Below are 23981 nucleotides of genomic sequence, written 5' to 3' on the forward strand. Positions count from 1 at the left end.
GGGGTAACGTGTCTGATAATCAGCAAATTGTGGATGCATCCGCTGCAATCGCTGCGAGTAAAGCGGCAACGTATGCAGGTTCGGGTGTGGCTGGAATTTCAGCTTGGATGGGAACGATTGATTGGGGTTTTTGGATCAGTATCAGCATTGCTATGGGTGGTTTTTTAATGAACTGGTACTTCGCCAAAAAGAAAGATAAACGAGATGAAATTGAACATAAGGCTTATTTAGGCAGCCTTGAAGGAAAGTGTGATGCAAAACAAGACTAAAATCTCAGTCGCATTATTGGCAGCTTCGGCTGCTTTTTTTACGGGTTTAGAAATACACGAAGGCTATTCGGCAAAACCCTATAAAGATGGTGGTGGAGTAGTCACTCAAGGCATCGGCTCAACCGTAAAACCCAATGGCCAGCCCCTCAAAATGACTGATCCGCCAATCACACGAAAAGTTGCCCAGGAGTGGGCAAAAGCGCATGTGGCCAAAGACGAGATTGCTTTCCGAAAATCACTGCATGGCGTGAAATTGTCTCAAGTTGAATATGACACCTATCTGGACTTCACATACAACTTTGGCCAAGCCAACTGGAATCAATCCTCCATGCTTCGAAATTTAAAAGCCGGGAAGTACAAGCAGGCTTGTGATTCATTGTTGAAGTGGAAGAACGTGGCCAAACGTGATTGCTCTGTACGATTCAACAATTGCTATGGTGTTTGGACTCGGCAGGTTGAGCGTCATTCGAAATGTATGGGAGCGCAGTAGATGAGTGAATTTAAAAAAGTTAGCAATGTGCTTCTTGAGTCTAACGGTATTTATTTTATTGAATGCCCTGGTTGTAAAACCTTGCATCCATTCCATGTTGATCCAAAACATAAAATTTGTTGGGATTTTAATGGCGATTTAGAGAAACCAACATTCACCCCATCATTGATGGTAAATCAAGGTCATCCAAGCCAATGTCACTCATTTATCACTGACGGGAAGATTCAATTCTTATCTGATTGTAATCACAGTTTAGCTGGTAAAACCGTTGATTTACTGCCAGTGGAGGAATTCTAATGCCAATACTCTTAGTCTTATGGAAATTCAAATACTGGGTCGCAATTGCGATCCTTTCTTTTTTATGGGTTGGGCAAATCGCTTACACAAATCATTTGTCCGGGAAGCTTCAGGATGCTGAAACCGCATGCGATGCACATGTGGCTAAAGCAATTAAGCCTTATCGAGATTCGATAGTAAAAGCCCAAGAACAGAAAGCCATCACTGAAAAAGCCTGGTCAGATAAATATATTGAGGTAGAACAAAATGCGATTAAAAAAATACAAGATGCGAATGCTTCCGCTCGTAGTGCTGACCTGGCTGCTAGTGGGCTGTCAAAGCAACTCAGTGAAGCCAACAAACATTTGTCCACAGCTTCCAAAGAAACCATTATTGAGTACACCGTTACCAACAATGAGCTACTCGAAGCATGCACAGCAGAATATCGAAGCATGGCAGAAAAAGCAGATGGCCACGCAATTGATGTCGAAAGATTAAGTGAAGTTTGGCCGGAAGATAAAGCCCTCAAGTGAGGTTTTTTTTAGGTTATAATAGAATTAATAAGCTTCCATTTACCTGTGGATAACTTAATAAAAACACCAAGTCTACACCAATGTTATGTAATTACTTGTTTTATATAATAAAATATAACCTACCAAATGTGGGTGATAAAATCACAGTAAACATTACCACTGAAGCTTCAGTTCCTGCGAAAAAATAAGCTTGAATTGGTTAATAAAAAAGCACCCTTGAGAGGGTGCTTTTTTTAGTGATTGAAATTTTACTTTAAATTGCTGAAATCTGTTTGAGATATGCCTGCAATACAGCCTGTGCCTGCAATGTTAATGCAGCGGCATGGCGCTGATTGTCGGCCCGCAAAGCTGGAATATTAATGTTGGCTTTTCTTAATTCACAGGTATGGCCAATCAGCCATTTTTCCAGACTTTCTGGGGCGACTTCAAGATGAAATTGTAAGGCCAGAATATTTTTCCCCACAGAAAATGCCTGATGAGGATAAATCTCTGAACCTGCTAATAATGTAGCCTGTTCAGGCAAATCGAAGGTATCGCCATGCCAGTGCAATACAGCAGTTCCTGTTAATGGCTCAAGCAGATTATTTGCACTATCTGTAATGCTGAGTTGGCTCCAGCCAATCTCTTTTTGATGGCCTGCATAAACTTTGGCATCCAAGGCATGGGCAATGAGTTGAGCACCCAGACAGATACCTAAAGTTGGCAAGTTTTCTTTTAAGCGAACTTTGAGTAAGTCTATTTCTTGTTGTAAGAAAGGGTAGTCATCCGTTTCATACACTCCAATCGGTCCACCTAAAACAATGGTCAAGCCTTTATGCTGAAATGCTTTGGTTAAATCATCTACACCGGCTTCAAAATAACGAACCCGGAAACCCAGTTGATAGAACACATCTTCAAATGCCCCCAGGTCTTCAAAGGCAAGATGTTGAATGGCATAAATGGTGTCGGGAAAGTCTGGAGATGCTGTAGTCATATACTATTTTTCTAAGAGGGCAGGAATAAGAGCAATTTAGCCTGAATAGCCAGAAAAATGAAGATTTCTCTGTGGATTGTTTGCAATTTAAAGCAAAAAAAGCGAACCGAAGTTCGCTTTTGATATTCTTTATACAAGGTTATGTTAGAAGAAGCCCATTGGCTTGGTGGCATAGCTGACCAACAAGTTTTTGGTTTGCTGATAATGATCCAGCATCATCTTGTGGTTTTCACGTCCAATACCTGATTTTTTATAACCACCGAATGCGGCATGTGCAGGGTAGATATGATAACAGTTGGTCCATACACGACCTGCTTCAATCGCACGGCCTGCACGATATGACGTATGCGCTGAACGTGACCAGACACCTGCACCTAAACCATAAATGGTATCGTTGGCAATTTTGATGGCATCATCAAAATCTTTAAAGGTGGTCACTGCAAGTACTGGTCCAAAAATTTCTTCTTGGAACGTTCTCATGTTATTGGTGCCTTTGAAAATGGTTGGTTCAATGTAAAAACCTTGGCCAACTTCATGACGTGCTTCCCCACCCGTCAATAGTTGAGCACCTTCTCCACGGCCGGTTGCGATACATCCCAAAATCTTGTCTTGCTGTTCTTGAGAAGCCTGTGCCCCAATCATCGTTTCTGTATCGAGTGGATGACCGGTTTTAATGCGTTTCACACGTTCTACTGCAAGTTCCAGGAACTGGTCGGCAATACTTTCCTGAACCAAAGCACGTGATGGACAGGTACAGATTTCCCCTTGGTTCAGGGCAAACATGGTAAAGCCTTCCAGTGCTTTTTCTAGGTAGTCATCTTGTTGCGCCATGACATCTTCAAAGAAAATGTTTGGTGATTTACCACCTAGCTCTAAGGTTACCGGAATAATATTTTCAGTGGCATATTGCATGATCTGCTGACCGACAGCTGTTGAGCCAGTAAATGCAATTTTGGCAATACGTGGGTTGGTAGCCAATGGGCGGCCCACTTCAACGCCATAACCATTCACAATGTTTAATACACCTGCAGGCAACAGGTCCTGAATCAGTTCAACCAGTACCAGAATACTGACCGGTGTTTGTTCAGCCGGTTTTAAAACAATACAGTTACCTGCAGCCAGAGCCGGTGCCAGTTTCCAAGTTGCCATTAAAATCGGGAAGTTCCACGGAATGATTTGTCCGACCACACCTAAAGGTTCATGAAAATGGTAGGCAATAGTATCTTCATCGATTTCTGAAATGCCACCTTCTTGTGCACGGATACAGCCGGCAAAATAGCGGAAATGATCAATCGCCAAAGGAATATCAGCAGCCAGGGTTTCACGAATCGGCTTACCATTATCCCAAGTTTCAGCAACTGCCAAAAGTTCCAGATTGGCTTCTAAACGGTCGGCAATTTTTAACAGGATATTTGAACGGGTGGTTGGCGATGACTTGTTCCATTGTGCTTTGGCTTTATGTGCAGCATCAAGAGCAAGCTCAATATCTTCAACGCTAGAACGTGGAACTTTGGTGAAGGCTTTGCCATCTACAGGCGAAATATTGTCAAAGTATTCTCCTTTGACAGGAGCTACCCATTGTCCACCAATGAAGTTTTCATATTGGGCTTTAAACTGAACTTTTGAACCAGGTTGATTAGGATCGACGTAACGCATATGTATTTCCTTTGCTTATTTTAGTGTCTTAAAACCGTATCTACAGCTTTGGTATATAAGGTACTTGTGTACATTATATGATTAGCATAACCTGAATAAGGTTGGAGAAAGGTTGGATACAAGAAGGTTTACAATCTTTTCAATCCAGCATAAAAAATAGCGATTACAGTGGATGTAAATCATGAATTGTTGTGAGAATAAGGAATGATGACAAAACAAAATTTGATGCAAAAAAGGCATAAAATTGATCAGTTTAGGCAAAGTAGCAGTTTATCTGCCTTACATGCAGAACAACTGGGTCAAAGCATTGCGAGTTCCTGGCAACGTTCATCCTCGGCCGAAATTCCCAAGGATCGCTTGGCTGCCCCACTGGTTCACTTACAAAAAGAAACCTATCCTTCGGCTTTGGCAAATGCCTTGCAACATTGCGCACAGGATTTAAAGCATATTGCCGAACAGTCTTCGATGGTAATTGCAGTCGGCGATATCGGTAGCACCATTATCTGGTCAGCCTCCAGTCCACAAATGCAGCGTGCAGCAGAAAGTGTGCATTTTATTGAAGGCGGGCAATGGCGCGAGGAACTGGTTGGAACCAATGCCTTGGCACTGTCGTTAAAAACCCAGCAATCGAGTTGTGTTTTTTCCAATGAACATTATATGCCTTCCATTCATGATTGGGTCTGTTATGCTGCCCCGATTATTGATCCTTATTCCAAACAGGTGTTAGGGGTGATTGACCTGTCGACCACCTGGCAAAAGCATAACAGTTTGGGGCTGCTTGCAGCGGAACGCTGTGCTTCGATTATTCAATCGGCTTTGCTGGAATACCAAAAGCAGCGCCTGTTTATTCGGGCTTTTTCCGTGCCTCAGGTTTTGTTTAACGGTAAGGTGCTGGTTTTGACCCCCCGCCAAATTGAAATTTTGACTATCCTGGCGTTATGTCCGCAAGGTTTAAGCCTGGATACCCTGCATCAGGCTTTATACGGGGAACGAAAAGTCAGTATAGGCACCTTAAAAGCAGAAATGTCGCAGTTGCGTGATGTACTGGGCGGTATGTTGGGTTCCAGACCTTATCGTTTATTGGCACATGTAGAGGCTGACTTTTTATTGACAGAACAGTCTTTGGATGCCGGCTATATCGATTCGGCCTTAAAACTGTGTACTGGCGTATTTTTATCCAAAACCGAAAGTCCTTTTTTATGTGCCTGGCGTGATTGTCTGGAATCACGTTTAAGTGATGCCATCTTTAAAGCCAATGAAACTGATGTGCTGCTAAAACATGTGGCTCGATTCCCTGAGGCGATTGATGCGGTGGAGCGCCTGATTGAGCTCATGCCCAAAACGCACCCTGTGCATCAAACCCTGCTGAAATATAAGGATGCTTGAGAGCTGTAAGATAGATTACAGCCCTTTAATTTCTAGCCATTCAAACAGCTGCTGATAAACCCGCTCACGCACAGATTTTTCCGACAAGACCAGATCATGTAAGCCATTCTTGATTTTAGCAATGGTGACATCACCTTGGATTTTTTTGGCATATTTGTCGATATGTTTGACATCTAGAATCACGTCACTGCTTTGTGCATATTGATGCCATTTTTTTGGATTTTTGCTTTGATCGGAATGCATTACCAAAGCAGGTACCGTTAAGCTGACTCCCTGATGAATTTCTTTCTGTGCTTCAAAAATGGCCCGAACAAAACTCAATCGAACCAGAGGATAAGATTGCGGTTTCCAGTCCAGATTAAAGTCCCATTCACCATGCAGGTTTTTATGCAGACTGGGAACATACCATTTGTTCAGCTCACTGGGAAATTTTAAATCCGGGCAAACCTTACCCACCCGGCTTAAATTGGGAATGCCCAATTTTTTCTTGATCGGGTTCATATTGAAATCATAAAACGGACTATTGACCCACAGTGCCTTAATTAAAGGATGCTCTGGATGATGTGCCGCATACAGTGTGGTGGTTAAGCCACCGGTAGAATGGCCACTGAGTAAAATGGCATCATGGCCTTCTGCGCCTATAATGTTTAAGGCTTCGGTAATTTCGGCATCGTATTCGGCAATTTCACGCACATTATAATATTTTTGATGCGGCAGAATGGAACGGCCATATTTACGTAAATCGAGTGCATAAAAGTCAAAACCATGCTGGTTGAACTGTTCTGCCATTTCCGTCTGGAAGAAATAATCAATAAAGCCATGAATATATAACACAGCTTTGGATGTGGTTTGGTCGGCTTTTTTTCTGACTAAGGTCGCTGTAACCTGACCTTCGTAATCATCCGGGAAATTTAAAGTGGCCTGTTCATAACCTGGGCCTAAGATATCACGTTGATAAAGTGGGGCGGTGTTACCATTGCTCATTTTTATACTCATAGAGAAGAATCTGTTTTCTCTTATCCTTCATGATGAGTGGTAATTTGTCAAATTGAATTATTTTCATAAAAAAAAGCAACCACAGTTCTTATCCTGTCATCAAGGACACAGGATCAGCCAGGAAAAGGGAAATGGTTTCTTTTCTTGGCGCACTTCTTGACGAAGTGCGAACATGGGTTGCTAAAAGTGTAAGTCAAAGAATTGGATAGAAGACTTACAGGGAGGTATTACATTGCTGCTTTAAAATCGACTACCGATGCATTAGGTTTCAATGCTGCCTTAAAGATATCGACCACTTGAGCATGGTTAGCTTTACGTGGGTTGGTCAGCATGCAGGCATCTTTTTGCGCATTTTCTGCCATGATGGCCAGATCAGCTTCTTTGACACCCAGTTCAGCTAAACCGGATGGAATACCAATAGAAGCAGAAAGTTGACGAATGGCATTGATGGCTTCAAATGCAGCTTCAGTTACCGTCAGGCCTTCAGTGTTGACTCCCATTAACTGTGCAATTTTCGCATAGCGATCCGGGCAGGCGATCAGGTTAAATTCAGATACATGCGGAAGCAGAATGGCATTACAAACGCCGTGTGGCAGATTGTAGAAACCGCCCAGCTGATGCGCCATGGCATGAACATAACCTAAAGATGCATTGTTAAAAGCCATACCTGCAAGATACTGTGCATAGCTCATGGCATCACGTGCTTCCAGGTTTTCACCATTGGCAACAGCCGGGCTAAGCCATTCGCTAATCATGGTAATTGCTTTTTCGGCACAGGCATCAGTAATTGGATTGGCTGCAGTTGATACATAGGCTTCAACAGCGTGAGTCAATGCATCCATACCGGTTGCCGCAGTTAAACTGGCTGGTTTGGCAATCATCAGTTTAGGATCGTCGATGGCAATCAGCGGGGTACAGCGCCAGTCAACAATAGCCATTTTTACATGGGTATCGGTATTGGTAATAATACAGAAACGGGTCATTTCTGAAGCCGTACCTGCCGTGGTATTGATCGCAATCAGCGGTGTCATTGGTACAGTGCTTTTATCGATCCCTTCGTAGTCACGAATATGACCGCCACCCGCTGTCACCAGGCCGATACCTTTAGCACAGTCATGTGATGAACCACCGCCTAAAGAAACAATAAAATCACAACCCTGTTTATTATAGGCTTGAACGCCGTTATGTACGTTAATGTCGGTTGGGTTTGGTTCTGCACCCGGGAAAATATGACTGTCAACGCCAGCATCTTTTAAATAGTTTGAAATAGTATCTGCGACACCAAATTTGAATAAACCTGCATCAGTCACAATCAAGGCCTTCTTGGCACCTAGATTTTGCGCTTTAGTTCCAATTTCTTTGGCACAGCCTGGGCCAAAAAGTGAAACACAGGGAATATAAAAACCGTTGGTTTGATCTGCAATATTTTTAAAAGCCATGGTGCGATTCCTTCTACCATTCATTATATTATCGGTGACTCTCACCGTAATTGGAGTATCGAATGAAGCTGGGAAAAATCCTACCTACCAAATACCTACCATTTTAAGTTTATGAATTTTATAATTTTTTTTATTAAATATTGCCCAGTTATCTATTTTCCATGCATCATTTACTCATATCTAGTCTATCTTGCAAGCCATGTATGAAAGGTTCTTAAACTTTAGCATGTTTGAATTATATTCAGGTGATCAACCATTAAAAAGCCCTAAGAATCAGATTGATATTTAAGCCCGAATACCAGTTTTGAGGGCGGCGATAGGGTAAAGCTAAAAATCCTGACTGGTTGAGAAATCATAGAAAATTGGCAACGGCCAGAAGATTAATTTTTTCCGCTGGGCATAAATGCAACCCTTATCTGGAGATAAAAAACCGGTGGCTGGCACCGGTTTTTTATCTTCCCCGTTTAGAATTTTTTTTCTACACTGAGGAGTACACTTGGAATGGCCTGATTCACCCGTGATTCATACAGGCTGCCATCAGATTGATTGGTTAAACGCTCTTTATAATCTGTACTCAAGATATTGCGTGCACTCAGGGTCGTTGCCCAGCCATCATCAAAGCGTTTGCTCACACTGATATCGACATTGACCCGTTCATTGCTGGTACGGTCATAGGGCAGGTTATCCAGGGCCCGGGTAAATTCAGGAACATAGTTCAGATTGACACTGCTGGAAAGACGCCAGGGCTGATAGTTATAAGATAAACCGGCACTGGCTGTATAAGGTGCCACATCACTGGCTAAACATTGCTGATGATTGGTCTCTTCAATTTTTGCCCGTACGGTAGACAGTTGACCATTCAACATCAATGCATGCCCATTTTCAGTTTGCTTTAAGGCATAACGAGCAGCAATTTCAACCCCATAGGTGGTGGCATTGTCCTGGTTTTGTGGGCGTTCTACAAAACGCGAGCCTTCCTGACGAATCACTTTCTCAATGTAATCTTCAATTTCACGTTGGTATGCCGTGATGTTGACGCCACCTGACGGGGTGTTATACCCCAAAGTGGATTCAAAGGCGGTTATTTTTTCCGGACGTAAATTAGGGTTTCCGCCACGATCCGGATTGTTCAGGCTACCGGCATCGCTATCGGTAGAAACAGAAACCGTAGGTAACAGCTGGTCGGTTTTAGGACTGCGGAATGCCTGGCTGATATTGCTTTGTAATGACCAGTGATCATCAAAGTCAAAACGATGTGCCAAGACTGGACTTAAGTGACTGTCACTATAATCCACAAGTCCTGAACGATGAATCCATTCTTGACGGGCACCTAAAGTCACGGTTTGCCGGTCTGTAAACTTCCAGCTGCCTTCGGTGTAGAGCGCATAACGCTGTTCATCGAGTGTATCGGTAATATTACTCTCAAGTTCACTCGAGCGAATATCCGTACCAAACTTCAGTTGTCGGGTGTTATCAAATTTACGCACACCATCATAAGCCACACCATACTCATGGATGGTTTCATCGGTATAGCTGCTGAAGAGCGGTGACCGGGTCGATTCGGTTTCGTTCTGCTGTTCGACTGAAAGACGAATTTTGTCGGAATTATCCTTGTCTTTACGTTCATAACGGGTATTTAAACGGATGCTGTCATTCTTGTCATTTTGCGTCTGATCGCCACGGCTGCCGTCACTTTCATTATTGCGATAGAACAGTTCGGCAACCAGTTTTTGCTGGTCATCCAGTTCATATTCAACACGGGGTGCCAGCATTTGCGACTTGCGTTCGGTAATACGCTTTTGTTCGCTTGTTTGGCTGCTGTTTTGGGTCTGGGTGATCGAAGTGGTGTCATTCCACATCTGGTTGGCAGACAGGCTGTATAACCAGGCATTATCCCGGCCATCAGCCTGAACACTGATATTTTTACGTTCCTCTTCTTTTTGGTCAGATTTTGCCAAACCATATCCTGCACGGATAGTTCCGCTGATGCGGGCATGATCCAGGGGGTGTTTCAGAATAATATTGATGACGGCGGAAGAGGCCACAGAAGCCTGAACGACACTTGGCTGTTTGGTAATTTCAATCCGTTCGATCATGTCTGGCGTGATGCTGTCAACAACCGACATGCCACCGCGTGGGCCACCTTGAACCGGTTCACCATTGATTAAAAATACCGGGGCACCACCGCCACGAAAACGCATAGCTGAAGCACCGCCACCCCCACGTGGACCTTGTCCCGGTGTGGGCATCTGAAAACCGGCGGCACGGCGTAAGGCATCATTCATGGATTGATCACCAAATTGCAGCATTTCTTCACGCGTGACAATAGTTTTCGCCACCGCACTGATATCCGGGTCTTTGGCTTGGGCGGGCGTTGCTTGAAATTTTAGGGTTGCCAGTGTCTGTACCGGGGCTGTTTGAGCAACCGTGCTGTTTGTTGTGGCATCGCTAATCGTGTCAGCCGCCCAGCTTGGGGAGATAAAACTAAACAGTGCACAACTCAGGGTGCTCCATTGCCAACGCGGTTGTATGCGTTTCATTATTCGATGTTCCCTATGTAATTTTGCGTAAGATAACGTAAAAATATGGAGAAAATTTGTGGGAAACCGCAGAAATGAAAATAACCCATAAAACTGGATTACAGCGATAAAATAATCAAAATGAATGGCTTAACCCCAGCATTCTGATTATTTTTTGTGGCCGGGGGCAATGCGGATGCTGCCTTATTTCGTCAAAGATAAAATACAGTTTTGGCTGATGTTTTCAATCACCGCATCATTCAAGTGAATTGGGTTATCCCATTTCAGCATTTTTTGGGTCAGCCATTTAAAATCATCTACCTTTGGCACAGATGTCTCATCGACAAAATTGCGGATAATATTTTGAATGGAGTGGAATTTTTGTACATGAATGCTGTCTGAGCATTGAAATTGCACAATATTGAACTCGGTCAGCATTTGCCAAACGTCAGCATAGTCCTGTAAATCTTTCAGTTCTTGCTGGGCTTTTTGAATGGCCTGCGTTAAAGCCTGATGCGTGTTTGGATGTTGCATTGCCCAATCACAGGTGACTGCCAAAACCTTATCTGCCACTTGGGGAATAATGTCCTGACTGGAAGCGACAATTTGACCGATTCCCAGTAGTTCAGCCTGGCTGTTCCAGGGTTCACCGACACAAAAACCATCAATGACCTGATTGGCTAATGCCTGCACCATATAGGGTGGGGGAAGCGTGGCCAGTTTTATATTTCGTGCAATTTCAGGATTGGCAAGGGCGAGCCATTCTCTGAGACAATAATGATGAATCGACTGCTTAAAGACATGGGCAAATTGAATCTTTTTTTGCGCTTGTAGGGCAGAGACGATTTTTTGTGCAGATTGTTGTGCGCTGTCCTGACTGGAAATGTTCAGATCAAAGCACAGTTTTTGACTCAAACTAATAAAGGCACGGTTATAACTTAATACCAGGGCAGTCTGGAGTGGAATACCGAGCTGGTCTTCACCAAGTGCTGCGGCAGGCAGCATGGCAGACAGGCAATGTGCAGCATCTAAAAAACCAAAAGCCAACCGGTCTCTTAAGCTGGCCCAAGATGCTTCCTTCACCAGCGTGACCTCTAAACCCGCTTCCTCAAAAAAACCACGCTGCTTGGCCCAAAGAATGGCCACACAATCCAGCAGAGGAATATAGCCGAACTGGATTTGAGTTTTTTCTAAATCTGGCATGGCTTAATCCTTCAATTGGCTTTGTAGTAGTTGCTGTGCATCCAGTAAACGCCGTGCCATTTCGCCAATGGTCATACGGTGGCTCATGGCATTTTTACGCAGTAACTGAAAGGCTTGATCTTCAGTAAGATGGTGCAATTGCATCATCAATACTTTGGCTTTCTCCACATCTTTACGGTCGGCTAGCTTATTTTTGGTGTCTTCCAGATCGCCGAGCAATTTTTTATGTTTTTTAAACTGTTCAATCGAGATTTCTAAAATGCTGTCCAGTTTGGATGGGTCAATGCCATCGACAATATACGCCGTAACCCCGGCATCAATGGCGTTTTTGATCGTGTCTTTGTGGCTGTTTTTAGTGAACAGTACTGTCGGCAGATCGAACTGGCTGACACAGCTTTCAATGATGTCACGATGGGGATGATCCATATCCAGCAAAATCACGTCGGCATGCAACTGTTCGAGGCGGAACATGCTTAAATGATCCGCGCTGAGGCAGGCCACGACCTCGAAATTGTGTTCGATCAGGGAGGCTTGAATGTAATGGGCACGGTCTTGATCGTCATCAATCAGTGCGATTTTGAGTTTTGGCATATGGGCTAAATATCATCAGGCCATGCCTGAAAGAAAAAGTCATAATCTATTTAAAGCAATTAAAATGCCAAATGAGTTAAATCATTATGATTTCAATAAAAGTTCACTGAACCAAGGAACGGTGAGCAAATTGCGCACTGTCTTAATGCAAAAATGCGCTACAAGGAAGCATAATCATTGTTGAGCTGAGTCAGGAGGTCATAGTTAAAAATAGAGAAGCAGACCATTACTGGCATTGAAAAATTATAAATAAAAATTAAAAATGATAAAAAATATAAACTTATAGTTTTCTCTGAGTTATTGGCACGCGCATTGCTATATCTCTTGTGAGTCAAAGACGACTCCAAAAATTGTAAGACGGCCAAAGACGTCCGTTCTGATCGAATCTGCTGTGCAGCTATCTGCATGACAGATAAAACAATACGTTCAGTTCAGGAAGGAGAGGGCTATGTCTTCAAATTTAAATGCTAAAAAAGCAACAAAAATAAGTCTTTTCAATTTCAGTAGCGCAGCAATGCGGGCCTTCCATATGAGTTGGCTCGCATTTTTTGTCTGTTTCTTTGCCTGGTTTGCCTGTGCCCCACTCATGCCTGTCATTGCCGGTGAATTTCATCTTACTAAAGATCAAATTGCCAATATTAATATTGCCGCAGTCGCAATTACTATTTTAGTTCGTCTGATTGTCGGGCCTTTATGTGATAAGTATGGCCCACGCAAAACCTATACCGCATTACTGATTATCGGCAGTATTCCTGTCTTTGGTGTGGCCTCTGCCAACAGCTATGAATCTTTCCTTTTCTTCCGCTTATTGATTGGTGCCATTGGTGCCAGCTTCGTGATCACGCAATATCACACCAGTATTATGTTCGCTCCGAATGTGGTCGGGACTGCCAATGCTGCATCAGCAGGTTGGGGGAATGCGGGTGGTGGTGCAACTCAAGCCTTGATGCCGTTAATGCTTGCTGCCTTGGTGATGTTTGGTGTTGAACAGGCGATGGGCTGGAGAATTGCGCTCATTGTTCCAGGTTTGATGATGCTGATTGTCGGTGCAATGTACTGGAAATTCACCCAGGACTGTCCACAAGGCAACTTTAAAGAACTTCGTGCACAAGGCATTCAAGTTGGTAGCGATAAAAAAGGCGGCATGGCGATTCTGATGCACGCTGCACGTAACTACCGGGTCTGGATTTTATTTGGTGCTTATGCTGCGTGTTTCGGTATTGAAATCTTCATTCATAACATTGTGGCGATGTACTACGTTGAACACTTTAGCTTTGGCCTCAAAGAAGCAGGACTGGCAGCAGGGATCTTCGGTTTACTGGCGCTGTTTGCCCGTGCTTTAGGTGGCATTGTCTCGGACAAAGTCGCAATTAAAAAAGGCCTGGATGGTCGTACCAAAGTGCTGTTCGGCATGATCTTGATGGAAGGCCTGTTCCTGATCTTGTTCTCTCAAATGAATACCGCAGTTCTCGCAATTCTGGTCATGACAGTTTTTGCACTGTTTACCCACATGGCCTGTGGTGCCACCTATGCCTTGGTGCCTTTCATTGACCGTGATGCTTTGGGTGGTGTTGCTGGCATCATTGGCGCAGGCGGTAACGTCGGTGCAGTGGCAGCAGGTTTCTTACTGAAAGGCATGCTGGATATTCAAACCTGCCTGATGGCTCTAGGTGGACTGGTGGTGATTGCAGCAAGCTTTGTACTGATGATTCGCTTCTCGGTTGAGCATAAACAGAAAGAACAAAAACTGTTTGAAGATGCAGTGCTTGAACGCAACAACATGGCGCAAGGTTAAGCAAAGGGATTAAGGAGAATTGATATGAAATTAGTCATGATTGGTCACGGTATGGTAGGGCACAAGTTCATTGAATCGGTTCTTGAACATGCAGGTGACGAGGTTGAAATCACGATTCTGGCAGAAGAACCACGTTTAGCTTATGACCGTGTGCATTTAACCGAATATTTCACTGGTAAATCAGCCAAAGACTTAACTTTATGTCGTGCGGATTTTGCCGATGCCTATGGTATTGATCTGCGTTTAAGCACCAAAGCTATTGCAATAGATACTCTGAATAAAACCGTTACCACCAATCATGGCGAAGTCATTGCATATGACAAACTGGTGCTGGCAACTGGTTCATATGCTTTTGTTCCTCCTATTCCAGGGAATGAGCGTGAAAACTGCTTTGTTTACCGTACTATTGAAGACCTAGATGCCATTCGTGCCACGAGTTTAAATGCCAAAACCGGCGTGGTGATTGGTGGTGGTTTACTCGGTTTGGAAGCTGCGAAAGCCTTGCGTGATCTGGATCTTGAAACCCATGTGGTCGAATTTGCACCCCGTTTAATGGCGGTACAAATTGATGATTTAGGCGGTAAGGTTTTACGTGCAAAAATCGAAAATCTGGGTGTGAAAGTTCATACCCAAAAAGCTACACAATGCATCGAAGCCGGTGAAAATACCACGCATGTGATGAAGTTTGGCGATGGTTCTGAACTTGAAACCGATATCGTTTTATTCTCTGCGGGGATTCGCCCACGTGATGAATTGGCGCATCAAAGCGGCTTGGCGCTGGGTGAGCGTGGCGGTATTGTCATCAATGATTATTGCCAGACTTCTGATGCTGACATTTACGCGATTGGTGAATGTGCACTGTGGCAAAACAAAATTTATGGTCTGGTGGCTCCGGGCTATGACATGGCACGTATTGCAGCCAAACATGTCATGGATCAGGCTTGCAATTCATTTACCGGCGCAGACATGAGCACCAAGCTCAAACTGATGGGGGTAGATGTGGCATCGGTGGGTGATGCGCATGCCATGACGCCAAATGCCTTAAGTTATTTCTATGCAGATGAAGATGCCATGATTTATAAAAAAATCGTGGTGAATGCGGAAAAAACCAAGCTACTCGGTGCTGTTCTGGTGGGCTGTGCCAAAGAATATAACGACCTGCTGCAAATGATGCTGAATGGATTGGAAATTCCAGAAAATCCGGAAAGCCTGATCATGCCGGGTTATATACAATCCTCAGCGAAAACAGGCGGCAGCGGTGTCGATTTACTGCCAGACAGCGCAACCATCTGTTCATGTAATAACGTCTCTAAAGCCGATATTTGCAGTGCTATCGCTGATGGTTCAACCTCGCTGGGTGCCTTGAAAAAATGTACTAAAGCGGCAACGGCTTGTGGCGGATGTGCACCTTTAGTCACTCAAGTATTGAAATCTGAATTGCAACGTCAAGGGGTGACTGTAAACAATCACCTTTGCGAACACTTTGCCTATTCACGCCAGGAGCTGTATCACCTGGTGCGGGTCAATGAAATCAAAACCTTTGATGATTTGATCGGACAACATGGTCACGGTCTAGGTTGTGATATCTGTAAACCGACTGCGGCAAATATTCTCGCATCTTGCTGGAATGACTTTGTGCTCAAACCAAGTCATGCAGGATTACAAGACAGTAATGACTATTATCTGGGTAATGTTCAAAAAGATGGCTCTTACTCGGTTGTACCGCGAATGGCTGGAGGTGAAGTCACTCCAGAGGGCCTGATTGCAATCGGTCAAATTGCCAAAGAATACGGTTTATATACTAAACTCACCGGTGGACAACGGGTCGACATGTTTGGTGCACAAGTGCATCAGCTGCCTGAAATCTGGGAGAAACTGATCAATGCCGGTTTTGAGTCAGGACATGCTTACGGTAAATCATTGCGTACCGTGAAATCTTGCGTCGGCAGTACCTGGTGCCGTTATGGGGTGGATGACTCAGTCGGTTTGGCCATCTTCCTGGAAAACCGTTACAAAGGTCTGCGTTCACCACACAAACTGAAAATGGCGGTGTCGGGCTGTACCCGTGAATGTGCCGAAGCACAAAGTAAAGATGTTGGGGTGATTGCTACAGAAAAAGGCTGGAACCTGTATGTCTGCGGTAATGGCGGCATGAAACCACGCCACGCGGAATTGCTGGCATCGGATCTGGATACGCAAACTCTAATCCGTTATATCGACCGCTTCTTTATGTTCTATATCCAAACTGCAGACCGTTTGCAACGTACTTCGGTATGGCGTGACAACCTGGAAGGCGGTCTAGATTATTTAAAAGATGTGGTGGTAAATGACTCACTGGGTCTGGCTGCTGAACTGGAACGCCGTATGAACCATGTGGTCGGCACCTATCAAGATGAATGGCGTACCGCGGTGGAAGATCCGGAAGTCCGTAAACGCTTCGTAACCTTTATCAATGCAAAAGTTGAACAACAAAATGATCCACACATTCAATTCGCCGAGGTGCGCGGGCAAATCCGTCCAAAAACCGAGGCTGAACGTGATGTGATGCGTATTCCTGTTGTTGAAGCTTAAAAGAATAAAGGAGAAAGATGATGACAATTTTAAAAGAAATGAATAAAACCAATGAGCTGGAATGGCTGGAAATTTGTGCACTGGATGACATTACCCCGAATACCGGTGTAGGTGCATTAATTGAAAATCAGCAAATTGCCATTTTCCGTGTCGGTAATGAAAAACGCGTCTATGCCTTGAGCAATCAAGATCCGTTTAGTCAGGCTTTTGTCATGTCGCGCGGCATCATTGGCGATTTGCAGGGTGAGCGTGTAGTGGCATCTCCCATCTACAAGCAGCATTTCAGTCTGGCCACCGGACGTTGTCTGGAAGATAAAGATCAAAAGTTACTGGTTTTCCCAAGCAAGATTGAAAATGGCAAGGTCTGGATCAGTCCTACACCGCAAAAAACCTATATCACCAATAACGGCACTTCCCAAGAAAAGATGAAACTGGTGTTGGTAGGTAATGGTCTGGCGGGTATGCGCTGTCTGGAAGACTTACTGGATATGGCACCTGAACGTTATGAAGTGACGGTCATTGGCGAAGAGCCGTGGGGCAACTATAACCGCATCATGCTTTCACCGGTGTTATCTGGCGATAAAACCATTGATGACATCATGCTGCATCCACATGCCTGGTATAGCGATAAAAACATTCGCTTTATTGCCGGTGATGCTGCGGTGAAAATTGACCGTCCACGTAAGCAGGTCTATACCGAAAAAGGCTTGGTGGTGGATTATGATCGTCTAATTCTGGCAACAGGTTCCAAACCCTTTGTCCCGCCTATTCCAGGTTCGGACTTAAAGGGCGTGATCAGTTTCCGCGATATCTATGATGTCAATACCATGCTGGATTACTGCAAATCTAAACAGAATGCCGTGGTGATTGGTGGCGGTCTGCTTGGGCTTGAAGCAGCTTATGGCCTGAAACAACGCGGTATGAATGTGATGGTCTTGCATTTGATGGATCGCATCATGGAACGTCAATTGGATAGTCGTGCAAGCAGCTTGTTAAGACAAAGTATTGAAGCCAAGGGCATCAACATCATGACTCAAGCCAATACCGAACAACTGATTGGCGAAGATGGTCATGTCACTCAAATCAAGCTGAAAGATGGCATGGTGCTGGATGCTGATCTGGTGGTTTTCGCCGTGGGGATTCGTCCTAATATGGCATTGGCGCAAAGTGCTGGCTTACGTTGTAACCGTGGTGTGATGGTGAATGACACTATGCAAACCTTTGACCCAAGTATTTATGCGGTGGGGGAATGTATTGAGCACCGTAATCAAACCTTCGGTCTGGTTGAACCACTTTGGGGCCAAGCCTTTATTTGTGCCTCACATCTGGCCGAACACGGCAGCCTGACCTTCAAGGCACCAACGGTTCCAACCCAGCTCAAGGTCAGCGGCTGTGATGTATTTTCAGCGGGTCGAATTGATTTAGAAAATGGTGAACCCCAGGACGATTACGAAGACATTATTTTGAATGATGAAAAACGTCAGATTTATAAACGCATTATTATTCAAAAAGATAAAGTCATTGGTGCAGTGCTGTTTGGTGATACTGAAGATGGTGCCTGGTATGCAGAGCTGATTTCTGATCAAACGCCAATCAGTAATATTCGTAATAAATTGCTCTTTGGTAAAGATTTTGCATTAAAGAAAGCAGGTTAGTTCATTCAGTAGAGAAAGCTTTATTGTGGATGTATCTCAGCGGTAAATAAAGCGTATGAATAGGTAGAAATCTCCCCTAACCCCCTCTTTGAAAAAGAGGGGAATAGCCTGACAAAAAGCTGATCAAATCAAGAAAAGCTCCCTCCTTTATTAAAGGAGGGTTGGGGAGGATTAAAGATGCTTAGGTAAGGAGCTAAGGAGCGATCATGAAGAGTATTCCCATTATGGAACTGCATAGCTCCACAGAAATAAATACCAAAATCACCAATACCACCTGTCCCTATTGTGGGGTAGGTTGTGGTGTCACTGCGACTGTGCAGGACACTGCTTTAGGGCAAAAAGTGTCGGTTGCAGGGGATGTCAATCATCCATCCAACTACGGGAAACTGTGCATTAAAGGCGGTAATCTCGCCGATACCATTGGCTTGGAAACACGTGTTCTCCATCCTATGCTTGGTCGTAAGAACCAGCGTGAAAAGACCGATTGGAATACCGCAACAGATTTAATTGCCGAAAAGTTTCAGCAATGTATTGATCAATATGGTCGTGACAGTATTGGCTTTTATGTGTCCGGGCAATTGCTGACTGAAGATTATTATGTGGTGAACAAGTTCGTCAAAGGTTACCTCGGTACAGCCAATATCGATACCAATTCACGACTCTGTATGTCATCTGCGGTTGCTGCACACAAACGTGCTTTCGGTGAAGATATTGTTCCGGCGAGCTATGAAGATTTTGAACATACCGACATGGTGGTGTTGGTCGGTTCCAATACGGCATGGTGTCATCCGGTGTTATATCAACGCGTCATGAAAGCCAAAGAGCAACGTGATCTGTTTGTGGTGGTGATTGACCCGCGTTTTACCAGTACCTGTGAAGCAGCAGATTTACATTTACCGATTTTACCGGGGCAAGATGTCGCTCTATTTAACGGCTTATTACAGTATCTGGCGCAAAATGGCCATGCAGACCCAGATTTTATTGATCAATATACGCAAGGCTTAGAACAAGCTTTAACATACAGTCAAACTGAATCGTCCATTGAAGATGTCGCTGTACGTACTGGTATTTCACTGGAAAAACTGCAAGTTTTTTATCAGAAATTTGCCCAAACTGAAAAAGTGATGACCCTGTTTTCCATGGGGGTGAATCAGTCTTCGCAAGGAGTGAACAAAGCCAACAGCATCACCAACTGCCATTTATTCACGGGAAAAATTGGCAAGCTGGGTGCAGCGCCATTTTCCATGACTGGACAGCCGAATGCGATGGGCGGACGTGAGGTCGGTGGTTTAGCCAACATGCTGGCGGCCCATCTGGAGCTGGAAAATGAAAACCATCAACAACTGGTGCAAAACTTCTGGCAAAGCCCTTATATTGCCAAGCAGGCTGGCTTTAAGGCCGTTGATCTATTCCATGCGGTAGAAAGTGGCAAAATTAAAGCCATCTGGATTATGGCGACCAATCCTGTGGTGAGCTTACCCGATGCCGATCAGGTAAAACGTGCTTTAGACAAGTGTGAATTTGTGGTGGTGTCCGACATTTGCCAAGACACAGACACCACACAATATGCCGATGTGCTGTTACCGGCTTTAGGCTGGGGTGAAAAAGATGGGACCGTCACCAATTCTGAACGCCGTATTTCCAGACAGCGCGCATTTTTAGAAGAGCCAGAACAGGCTAAAGCTGACTGGTGGGCGATCAGTCAGGTCGCTAAAAAAATGGGCTTTGATGGTTTTGAGTTTAACAATAGTCATGACATTTTTCTGGAACATGCACGACTCTCGGCTGAGCAGAATTCAGAGCCAGATCTGCGCGCTGATACGCCAAATTTCCGTTATTTCAATTTAAAGGCTTTAAGCGATTTAAATAAAACCGAATATGATGAACTGCAACCGGTGCAGTGGCCAGTTTGGTCTGCACAGCAACAAGACGGTGCTGTGGCACGCATGTATGGCAAAGGGCAATTTAGCCATGTCGATGGCAAAGCTAAATTTATTGCCATTAACGCGGTAGATCCGGTTAATCAAGTGTGTAGCGAATTTCCGTTGGTTTTAAATACCGGGCGGATTCGTGACCAATGGCACACCATGAGCCGTACCGGTTTATCTGCCAATTTAAGTACCCATCGTGCAGAGCCGTTTTGTGAAATCCATCCGCATGATGCTTTGAAATACGGGATCAAAGATGGTGAATTGGTAGAAGTCAAATCAAAATGGGGTAACTGCGTATTACGGGCGACGGTCAGTGATGATATTCGTCGTGGACAGGTATTTGCACCGATCCACTGGAATGACCAGGTCGCGTCCGATGCGCGTATTGGCAAAGTGGTCAATCCGGTGGTCGATCCAATTTCCGGTGAGCCTGAATTTAAACATACCCCCGTAATCATCCATCCATTTTATAGTCAGTGGCAGGGCGTATTTTACGTGCGTCAGGGCTTTGAAAAAATCGTGCAATCCTCCATTGAAAATACGGTGTGGTGGACGAAAATTACCACGGTTAAAGCTGTGCGCTATGAACTGGCAGACCGTAAAAAATTTACCCAGACCACTGAACATTTGAAAGAGCTGTTACCGTTTCAGGATGAAAGTTTTGAATGGTTGAACATTGAAGATCAGACCGCTCATATCAGTCACAGCGTGATATTGAAAGATGGTCATTTGATTGCCAGTTTGTATATTGCCCCTAAAGCTTTACTTCCAGATCGGGACTGGGTCGCAAGCCTGTTTAAACGTGAACGTCTAAGTGCCATGCACCGTAAAGCTTTACTGGCTGGACAAGCCATGTCGATGGCCAACAATGAAGGTCCGTTGGTTTGTAGCTGTTTTAAAGTGGGTAAAAACCGCATTATCGAAACCATTAAAACCCAAAATATCACCGATGAAAAACAGGTCACTGCATGTTTAAAAGCAGGCGGTAACTGCGGTTCATGTCTGCCTGAAATTCGTGGCTTGATCAAGGCTTGTCAAATGGAGGCGGTGGAATGAGAAAGAAATTGAAACTTTCGGTATATCCGCGCACCGATCTGGTGATTTTAGCCGGTGGGCAGGCAAAACGGATGAATGGCATCAATAAACTATTACAGCAATTTGATGATCAAATTCAACTCATCAAAATACATCAACAGCTGAAATCCAGTGTTCAACAGATATGGATCAACAGCCATCGTGATTATTCAATTTATCAAAAAATCATTCCCAGCATTCATTGTTATCAGGATGATGAAAGCGGATTTTTAGGTCCGCTGATGGGAATGAAAAGTGCCTGGACCCATGTACAGGCCGACTATGTGCTGTTCATCCCCTGTGACGTCACCTTTATTCCTGCAAGAGTCGTTCTTAAGCTGCATCAGGCTTTGAATAAAAATGCTCTGGCCGAAGTGGCGTATGTAGAAATCAATGGTACAGCCCTGTATCCCTTCTGTCTGGTCAAGCGTAGCAGCTTACGTACCCTAATTACGCACCTTGAGCAAAAACAGCGCAGTTTAAGACAGTGTTTTTCAGATTTGCACGCTCAAGTGGCACGGTTTGAAAATCATGCCCTGTTTTTTCACAGTATTAACTCGCTGGATGAGCTTCAGCAGTATCAACAACTTAAATTTTTGCACTAAACCTGAAAATTTCTTCTTCAGCACAAAGTTGGAACACTTATTGCAAATCTAATTATAACAAGATGGGGCGATTTAAATCTTGCGCACAATTCTTGTGCGATTACAGCAAGATGCCTGAAGATGGATGTTCAACATGAATATGATGACAGAGCTTGAAACCAATACACGATTTGTCGATCAATTTGGTCGCAGCAAGCACAAATTGCGGATTTCAGTAACCGATCGCTGTAATTTTAAGTGTGTCTATTGCATGCCGGAACATCCTGAGTGGATGAAAAAACACGATTTGCTCAGTTTTGAACAGCTCTATCAGTTTTGTGATTTTATGGTGCGTCGTGGTATTGAATCTATTCGGATCACGGGCGGAGAACCATTAATGCGTCAAGGGGTGGTGCATTTTGTCGCGCAGTTACAAGAGTTAAAAAAACTTGGGCTGAAACGCATTTCCATTACCACCAATGCCCATTATTTAAAACAATATGCAGCCGCATTAAAACAGGCCGGACTGGATGATTTAAACATAAGTCTGGATAGTTTGGATACCCAGCAATTTAAACAGCTGACCCAAAAAGATTTATCTCCTGTCCTTGAAGGAATTCAGGCAGCACGAGCTGCAGGTTTGCCGATCAAGATCAATAGTGTATTGATGAAGAGCATGAATGACGATCAAATTCTGCCTTTGGCACGCTGGTCGGTTCAAGAAAAAATTATCTTACGCTTTATTGAATTTATGCCACTGGATGGGGATCGTAAATGGTCGAGCGAGTATGTGGTCAGTGAACAACAGATTTTAGACAGCCTGCGTACTGAATTTGCTGTAACTCAACTGAGAAGTGACCCTGCGCGCTCAACTTCAGAGCCGGCACGACAGTATTTTATTGATGGTCATCCAATCGGAATCATATCCACCATCACCAATTCATTTTGTGGAACGTGTGACCGGGTACGTTTAACCGCACAAGGTGAGTTTTATAACTGTCTGTTTGCACCTCAAGCTTTGAATCTAAAAACTGAAATTAAAGCCCTGAACGCGTCTGAACCTTTGAGCGAACTGAGCTTGCATGCTGCATTATCACACTATATCTGGAACAAAGAATCAGGTTATCACGGCATAGTACAACGGTTGGAAAATCAGCGCATGAATAAAAACAGCCGCAAAATCAGCATGCACATGCTTGGAGGTTAAGATGTCACAGATCACAATTAAAATTGAAGCCTTCGGTGCGGTAGAACGCCAGTTACCTGCAAACTTGGAGATGATCTGCAGCCCATACAGCACGGTTGGGCAAGTTTTGGCTCAAATTGGGCAGGAGTATCCGGTAGCTTTTAGCATGATTGAACGCTGTGCCTGTGCCATCGGCGAGGACATTATCTCACGTCAAACTCAATTCCATGCAGACACCACTTTGGTGCTGCTGTCACCGGTAGCAGGGGGATGAAATGGAACAGCTGAAAGCATTTTCACGAATTCAGGATACGGCCTTAACCTTAGACAGTTTTGATCAGATTGAGCATTTTCCAGAATGTGGCGGTATTGGGGTGTTCATTGGCACCGTGCGTAATCATCATGAAGGTAAAGCGGTTAAAGCGCTGAAATATACATCTTATGCACCGGTGGCGGAAAAAATGATTCGTCAGATTGAGCAGGAGATTCAGCATAAATATGGGGTGTCCTATGTTCGGGTGATTCACCGGATAGGAGCATTGGATATTGGTGAAAAAGCCATTATTGCCATTACCTATGCGGCACATCGACGCGAAGCCTTTGCTGCCTGTGAAGAAGCGGTAGAACGGGTCAAGCATGAAGTGCCGGTGTGGAAAGAAGAATTTTATCTGGATGGTAGCAGCCAATATGTAGAAGGCTGCTGTATCCGTAAAGATGAAGCAGATGAAGCACATTCACATCCTCATCCTGGAGACTCATCTGAACAGCATGATCATCAGCATTGTGACCATGCAAAAGATCATGTCAAAGACAATGCTGCGCCGATCTACCAATGGCCGCTTTAATTGAACAAT

20 protein-coding genes and 1 pseudogene are annotated in these 23981 nt (G+C 44.3%); 14 read left to right on the forward strand and 7 right to left on the reverse strand.

The window, feature by feature from the left end; all coding sequences use genetic code 11:
• Nucleotides 1-8 precede the first annotated feature (8 nt).
• From JFY49_RS06620 to JFY49_RS06640, 5 genes and pseudogenes are all read left to right on the forward strand, one after another.
• On the forward strand, nt 9-269 hold the full coding sequence (locus tag JFY49_RS06620; protein WP_200224576.1) for a holin: 261 nt from the start codon (nt 9-11) through the stop codon (nt 267-269).
• Complete coding sequence (locus JFY49_RS06625) at nt 253-759, forward strand: lysozyme (RefSeq protein WP_200224577.1); 507 nt, start codon at nt 253-255, stop codon at nt 757-759. Before JFY49_RS06620 ends, JFY49_RS06625 begins: the two co-directional genes overlap by 17 nt.
• On the forward strand, nt 760-1056 hold the full coding sequence (locus tag JFY49_RS06630; protein ID WP_200224578.1) for a DUF6527 family protein: 297 nt from the start codon (nt 760-762) through the stop codon (nt 1054-1056).
• Nucleotides 1056-1568: a hypothetical protein gene (locus tag JFY49_RS06635; RefSeq protein WP_200224579.1), complete on the forward strand. Its 513-nt coding sequence runs from the start codon at nt 1056-1058 to the stop codon at nt 1566-1568. The genes JFY49_RS06630 and JFY49_RS06635 overlap by 1 nt, the downstream gene beginning before the upstream one ends.
• 119 nt (nt 1569-1687) lie before the next feature.
• A pseudogene (locus JFY49_RS06640) lies at nt 1688-1756 on the forward strand (polyisoprenoid-binding protein); the annotation flags it as partial.
• Nucleotides 1757-1821: 65 nt separating this feature from the next.
• On the opposite strand, the gene JFY49_RS06645 reads toward JFY49_RS06640, so the two are convergent.
• Nucleotides 1822-2541, reverse strand: coding sequence for a glutamine amidotransferase (locus tag JFY49_RS06645; protein ID WP_200224580.1), 720 nt, complete (start codon nt 2539-2541; stop codon nt 1822-1824).
• Between the two features lie 144 nt (nt 2542-2685).
• Nucleotides 2686-4197 carry an aldehyde dehydrogenase family protein gene (locus tag JFY49_RS06650; protein ID WP_086195078.1) on the reverse strand — a complete coding sequence of 504 codons (1512 nt, stop codon included), beginning with the start codon at nt 4195-4197 and terminating at the stop codon, nt 2686-2688.
• Between the two features lie 204 nt (nt 4198-4401).
• Between JFY49_RS06650 and JFY49_RS06655 the strand changes: the two genes are divergently transcribed.
• Nucleotides 4402-5583, forward strand: coding sequence for a helix-turn-helix domain-containing protein (locus JFY49_RS06655; RefSeq protein ID WP_086195079.1), 1182 nt, complete (start codon nt 4402-4404; stop codon nt 5581-5583).
• A gap of 15 nt (nt 5584-5598) precedes the next feature.
• On the opposite strand, the gene JFY49_RS06660 is transcribed toward JFY49_RS06655, so the two are convergent.
• The 5 genes from JFY49_RS06660 to JFY49_RS06680 form a co-directional block, all read right to left on the reverse strand.
• A complete protein-coding gene (locus tag JFY49_RS06660) occupies nt 5599-6567 on the reverse strand; it encodes an alpha/beta hydrolase (protein ID WP_200224582.1) in 969 nt (322 codons plus the stop codon).
• 239 nt (nt 6568-6806) lie between these two features.
• On the reverse strand, nt 6807-8018 hold the full coding sequence (gene mdh / locus JFY49_RS06665; RefSeq protein WP_200224583.1) for an iron-dependent methanol dehydrogenase: 1212 nt from the start codon (nt 8016-8018) through the stop codon (nt 6807-6809).
• Nucleotides 8019-8482: 464 nt separating this feature from the next.
• Nucleotides 8483-10558, reverse strand: a complete 2076-nt coding sequence (locus JFY49_RS06670; RefSeq protein WP_200224584.1) for a TonB-dependent receptor plug domain-containing protein — start codon at nt 10556-10558, stop codon at nt 8483-8485.
• A 183-nt stretch (nt 10559-10741) separates the two neighbouring features.
• Complete coding sequence (locus JFY49_RS06675) at nt 10742-11740, reverse strand: ABC transporter substrate-binding protein (RefSeq protein ID WP_180043102.1); 999 nt, start codon at nt 11738-11740, stop codon at nt 10742-10744.
• Nucleotides 11741-11743: 3 nt separating this feature from the next.
• Complete coding sequence (locus tag JFY49_RS06680) at nt 11744-12331, reverse strand: ANTAR domain-containing response regulator (RefSeq protein WP_086195084.1); 588 nt, start codon at nt 12329-12331, stop codon at nt 11744-11746.
• A 448-nt stretch (nt 12332-12779) separates the two neighbouring features.
• On the opposite strand from JFY49_RS06680, the gene JFY49_RS06685 reads away from it, so the two are divergent.
• The 8 genes from JFY49_RS06685 to JFY49_RS06720 all read left to right on the forward strand — a co-directional run bounded on the left by JFY49_RS06685 (nt 12780) and on the right by JFY49_RS06720 (nt 23972).
• Nucleotides 12780-14126 (forward strand): MFS transporter, encoded by a 1347-nt coding sequence (locus tag JFY49_RS06685; RefSeq protein WP_180043101.1) that lies wholly within the window; start codon nt 12780-12782, stop codon nt 14124-14126.
• A gap of 24 nt (nt 14127-14150) precedes the next feature.
• Nucleotides 14151-16697, forward strand: a complete 2547-nt coding sequence (gene nirB / locus JFY49_RS06690; RefSeq protein WP_200224585.1) for a nitrite reductase large subunit NirB — start codon at nt 14151-14153, stop codon at nt 16695-16697.
• 20 nt (nt 16698-16717) lie between these two features.
• Nucleotides 16718-18352, forward strand: a complete 1635-nt coding sequence (gene nirD / locus JFY49_RS06695) for a nitrite reductase small subunit NirD (protein ID WP_200224586.1) — start codon at nt 16718-16720, stop codon at nt 18350-18352.
• 206 nt (nt 18353-18558) lie between these two features.
• The gene (locus JFY49_RS06700) at nt 18559-21339 is read left to right on the forward strand and encodes a nitrate reductase (RefSeq protein ID WP_200224587.1); all 2781 of its coding nucleotides are present in this window, start codon (nt 18559-18561) and stop codon (nt 21337-21339) included.
• The gene (locus JFY49_RS06705; protein ID WP_131289674.1) at nt 21336-21962 is read left to right on the forward strand and encodes a molybdenum cofactor guanylyltransferase; all 627 of its coding nucleotides are present in this window, start codon (nt 21336-21338) and stop codon (nt 21960-21962) included. Before JFY49_RS06700 ends, JFY49_RS06705 begins: the two co-directional genes overlap by 4 nt.
• A gap of 133 nt (nt 21963-22095) precedes the next feature.
• The gene (gene moaA / locus JFY49_RS06710; protein ID WP_131289672.1) at nt 22096-23148 is read left to right on the forward strand and encodes a GTP 3',8-cyclase MoaA; all 1053 of its coding nucleotides are present in this window, start codon (nt 22096-22098) and stop codon (nt 23146-23148) included.
• 1 nt (nt 23149) lies between these two features.
• The gene (locus tag JFY49_RS06715) at nt 23150-23401 is read left to right on the forward strand and encodes a MoaD/ThiS family protein (RefSeq protein ID WP_131289670.1); all 252 of its coding nucleotides are present in this window, start codon (nt 23150-23152) and stop codon (nt 23399-23401) included.
• A gap of 1 nt (nt 23402) precedes the next feature.
• Nucleotides 23403-23972 (forward strand): molybdenum cofactor biosynthesis protein MoaE, encoded by a 570-nt coding sequence (locus JFY49_RS06720; protein WP_131289668.1) that lies wholly within the window; start codon nt 23403-23405, stop codon nt 23970-23972.
• Nucleotides 23973-23981 lie beyond the last annotated feature (9 nt).

This window comes from Acinetobacter sp. CS-2, assembly GCF_016599715.1.
In the GTDB taxonomy this organism is placed as follows: Bacteria; Pseudomonadota; Gammaproteobacteria; order Pseudomonadales; family Moraxellaceae; genus Acinetobacter.

Excerpts from the sequence above, each read along its gene's own strand:
- JFY49_RS06685 (WP_180043101.1), top strand. The coding sequence starts at position 12,780 with ATGTCTTCAAATTTAAATGCTAAAAAAGCAACAAAAATAAGTCTTTTC.
- JFY49_RS06700 (WP_200224587.1), top strand. The coding sequence starts at position 18,559 with ATGAAGAGTATTCCCATTATGGAACTGCATAGCTCCACAGAAATAAAT.
- nirB (WP_200224585.1), top strand. The coding sequence starts at position 14,151 with ATGAAATTAGTCATGATTGGTCACGGTATGGTAGGGCACAAGTTCATT.
- JFY49_RS06675 (WP_180043102.1), bottom strand. The coding sequence starts at position 11,740 with ATGCCAGATTTAGAAAAAACTCAAATCCAGTTCGGCTATATTCCTCTG.
- JFY49_RS06645 (WP_200224580.1), bottom strand. The coding sequence starts at position 2,541 with ATGACTACAGCATCTCCAGACTTTCCCGACACCATTTATGCCATTCAA.
- nirD (WP_200224586.1), top strand. The coding sequence starts at position 16,718 with ATGACAATTTTAAAAGAAATGAATAAAACCAATGAGCTGGAATGGCTG.
- JFY49_RS06625 (WP_200224577.1), top strand. The coding sequence starts at position 253 with ATGCAAAACAAGACTAAAATCTCAGTCGCATTATTGGCAGCTTCGGCT.
- JFY49_RS06630 (WP_200224578.1), top strand. The coding sequence starts at position 760 with ATGAGTGAATTTAAAAAAGTTAGCAATGTGCTTCTTGAGTCTAACGGT.
- JFY49_RS06650 (WP_086195078.1), bottom strand. The coding sequence starts at position 4,197 with ATGCGTTACGTCGATCCTAATCAACCTGGTTCAAAAGTTCAGTTTAAA.
- JFY49_RS06660 (WP_200224582.1), bottom strand. The coding sequence starts at position 6,567 with ATGAGCAATGGTAACACCGCCCCACTTTATCAACGTGATATCTTAGGC.
- JFY49_RS06635 (WP_200224579.1), top strand. The coding sequence starts at position 1,056 with ATGCCAATACTCTTAGTCTTATGGAAATTCAAATACTGGGTCGCAATT.
- JFY49_RS06705 (WP_131289674.1), top strand. The coding sequence starts at position 21,336 with ATGAGAAAGAAATTGAAACTTTCGGTATATCCGCGCACCGATCTGGTG.
- JFY49_RS06670 (WP_200224584.1), bottom strand. The coding sequence starts at position 10,558 with ATGAAACGCATACAACCGCGTTGGCAATGGAGCACCCTGAGTTGTGCA.
- JFY49_RS06715 (WP_131289670.1), top strand. The coding sequence starts at position 23,150 with ATGTCACAGATCACAATTAAAATTGAAGCCTTCGGTGCGGTAGAACGC.
- JFY49_RS06720 (WP_131289668.1), top strand. The coding sequence starts at position 23,403 with ATGGAACAGCTGAAAGCATTTTCACGAATTCAGGATACGGCCTTAACC.
- moaA (WP_131289672.1), top strand. The coding sequence starts at position 22,096 with ATGAATATGATGACAGAGCTTGAAACCAATACACGATTTGTCGATCAA.
- mdh (WP_200224583.1), bottom strand. The coding sequence starts at position 8,018 with ATGGCTTTTAAAAATATTGCAGATCAAACCAACGGTTTTTATATTCCC.
- JFY49_RS06655 (WP_086195079.1), top strand. The coding sequence starts at position 4,402 with ATGATGACAAAACAAAATTTGATGCAAAAAAGGCATAAAATTGATCAG.
- JFY49_RS06680 (WP_086195084.1), bottom strand. The coding sequence starts at position 12,331 with ATGCCAAAACTCAAAATCGCACTGATTGATGACGATCAAGACCGTGCC.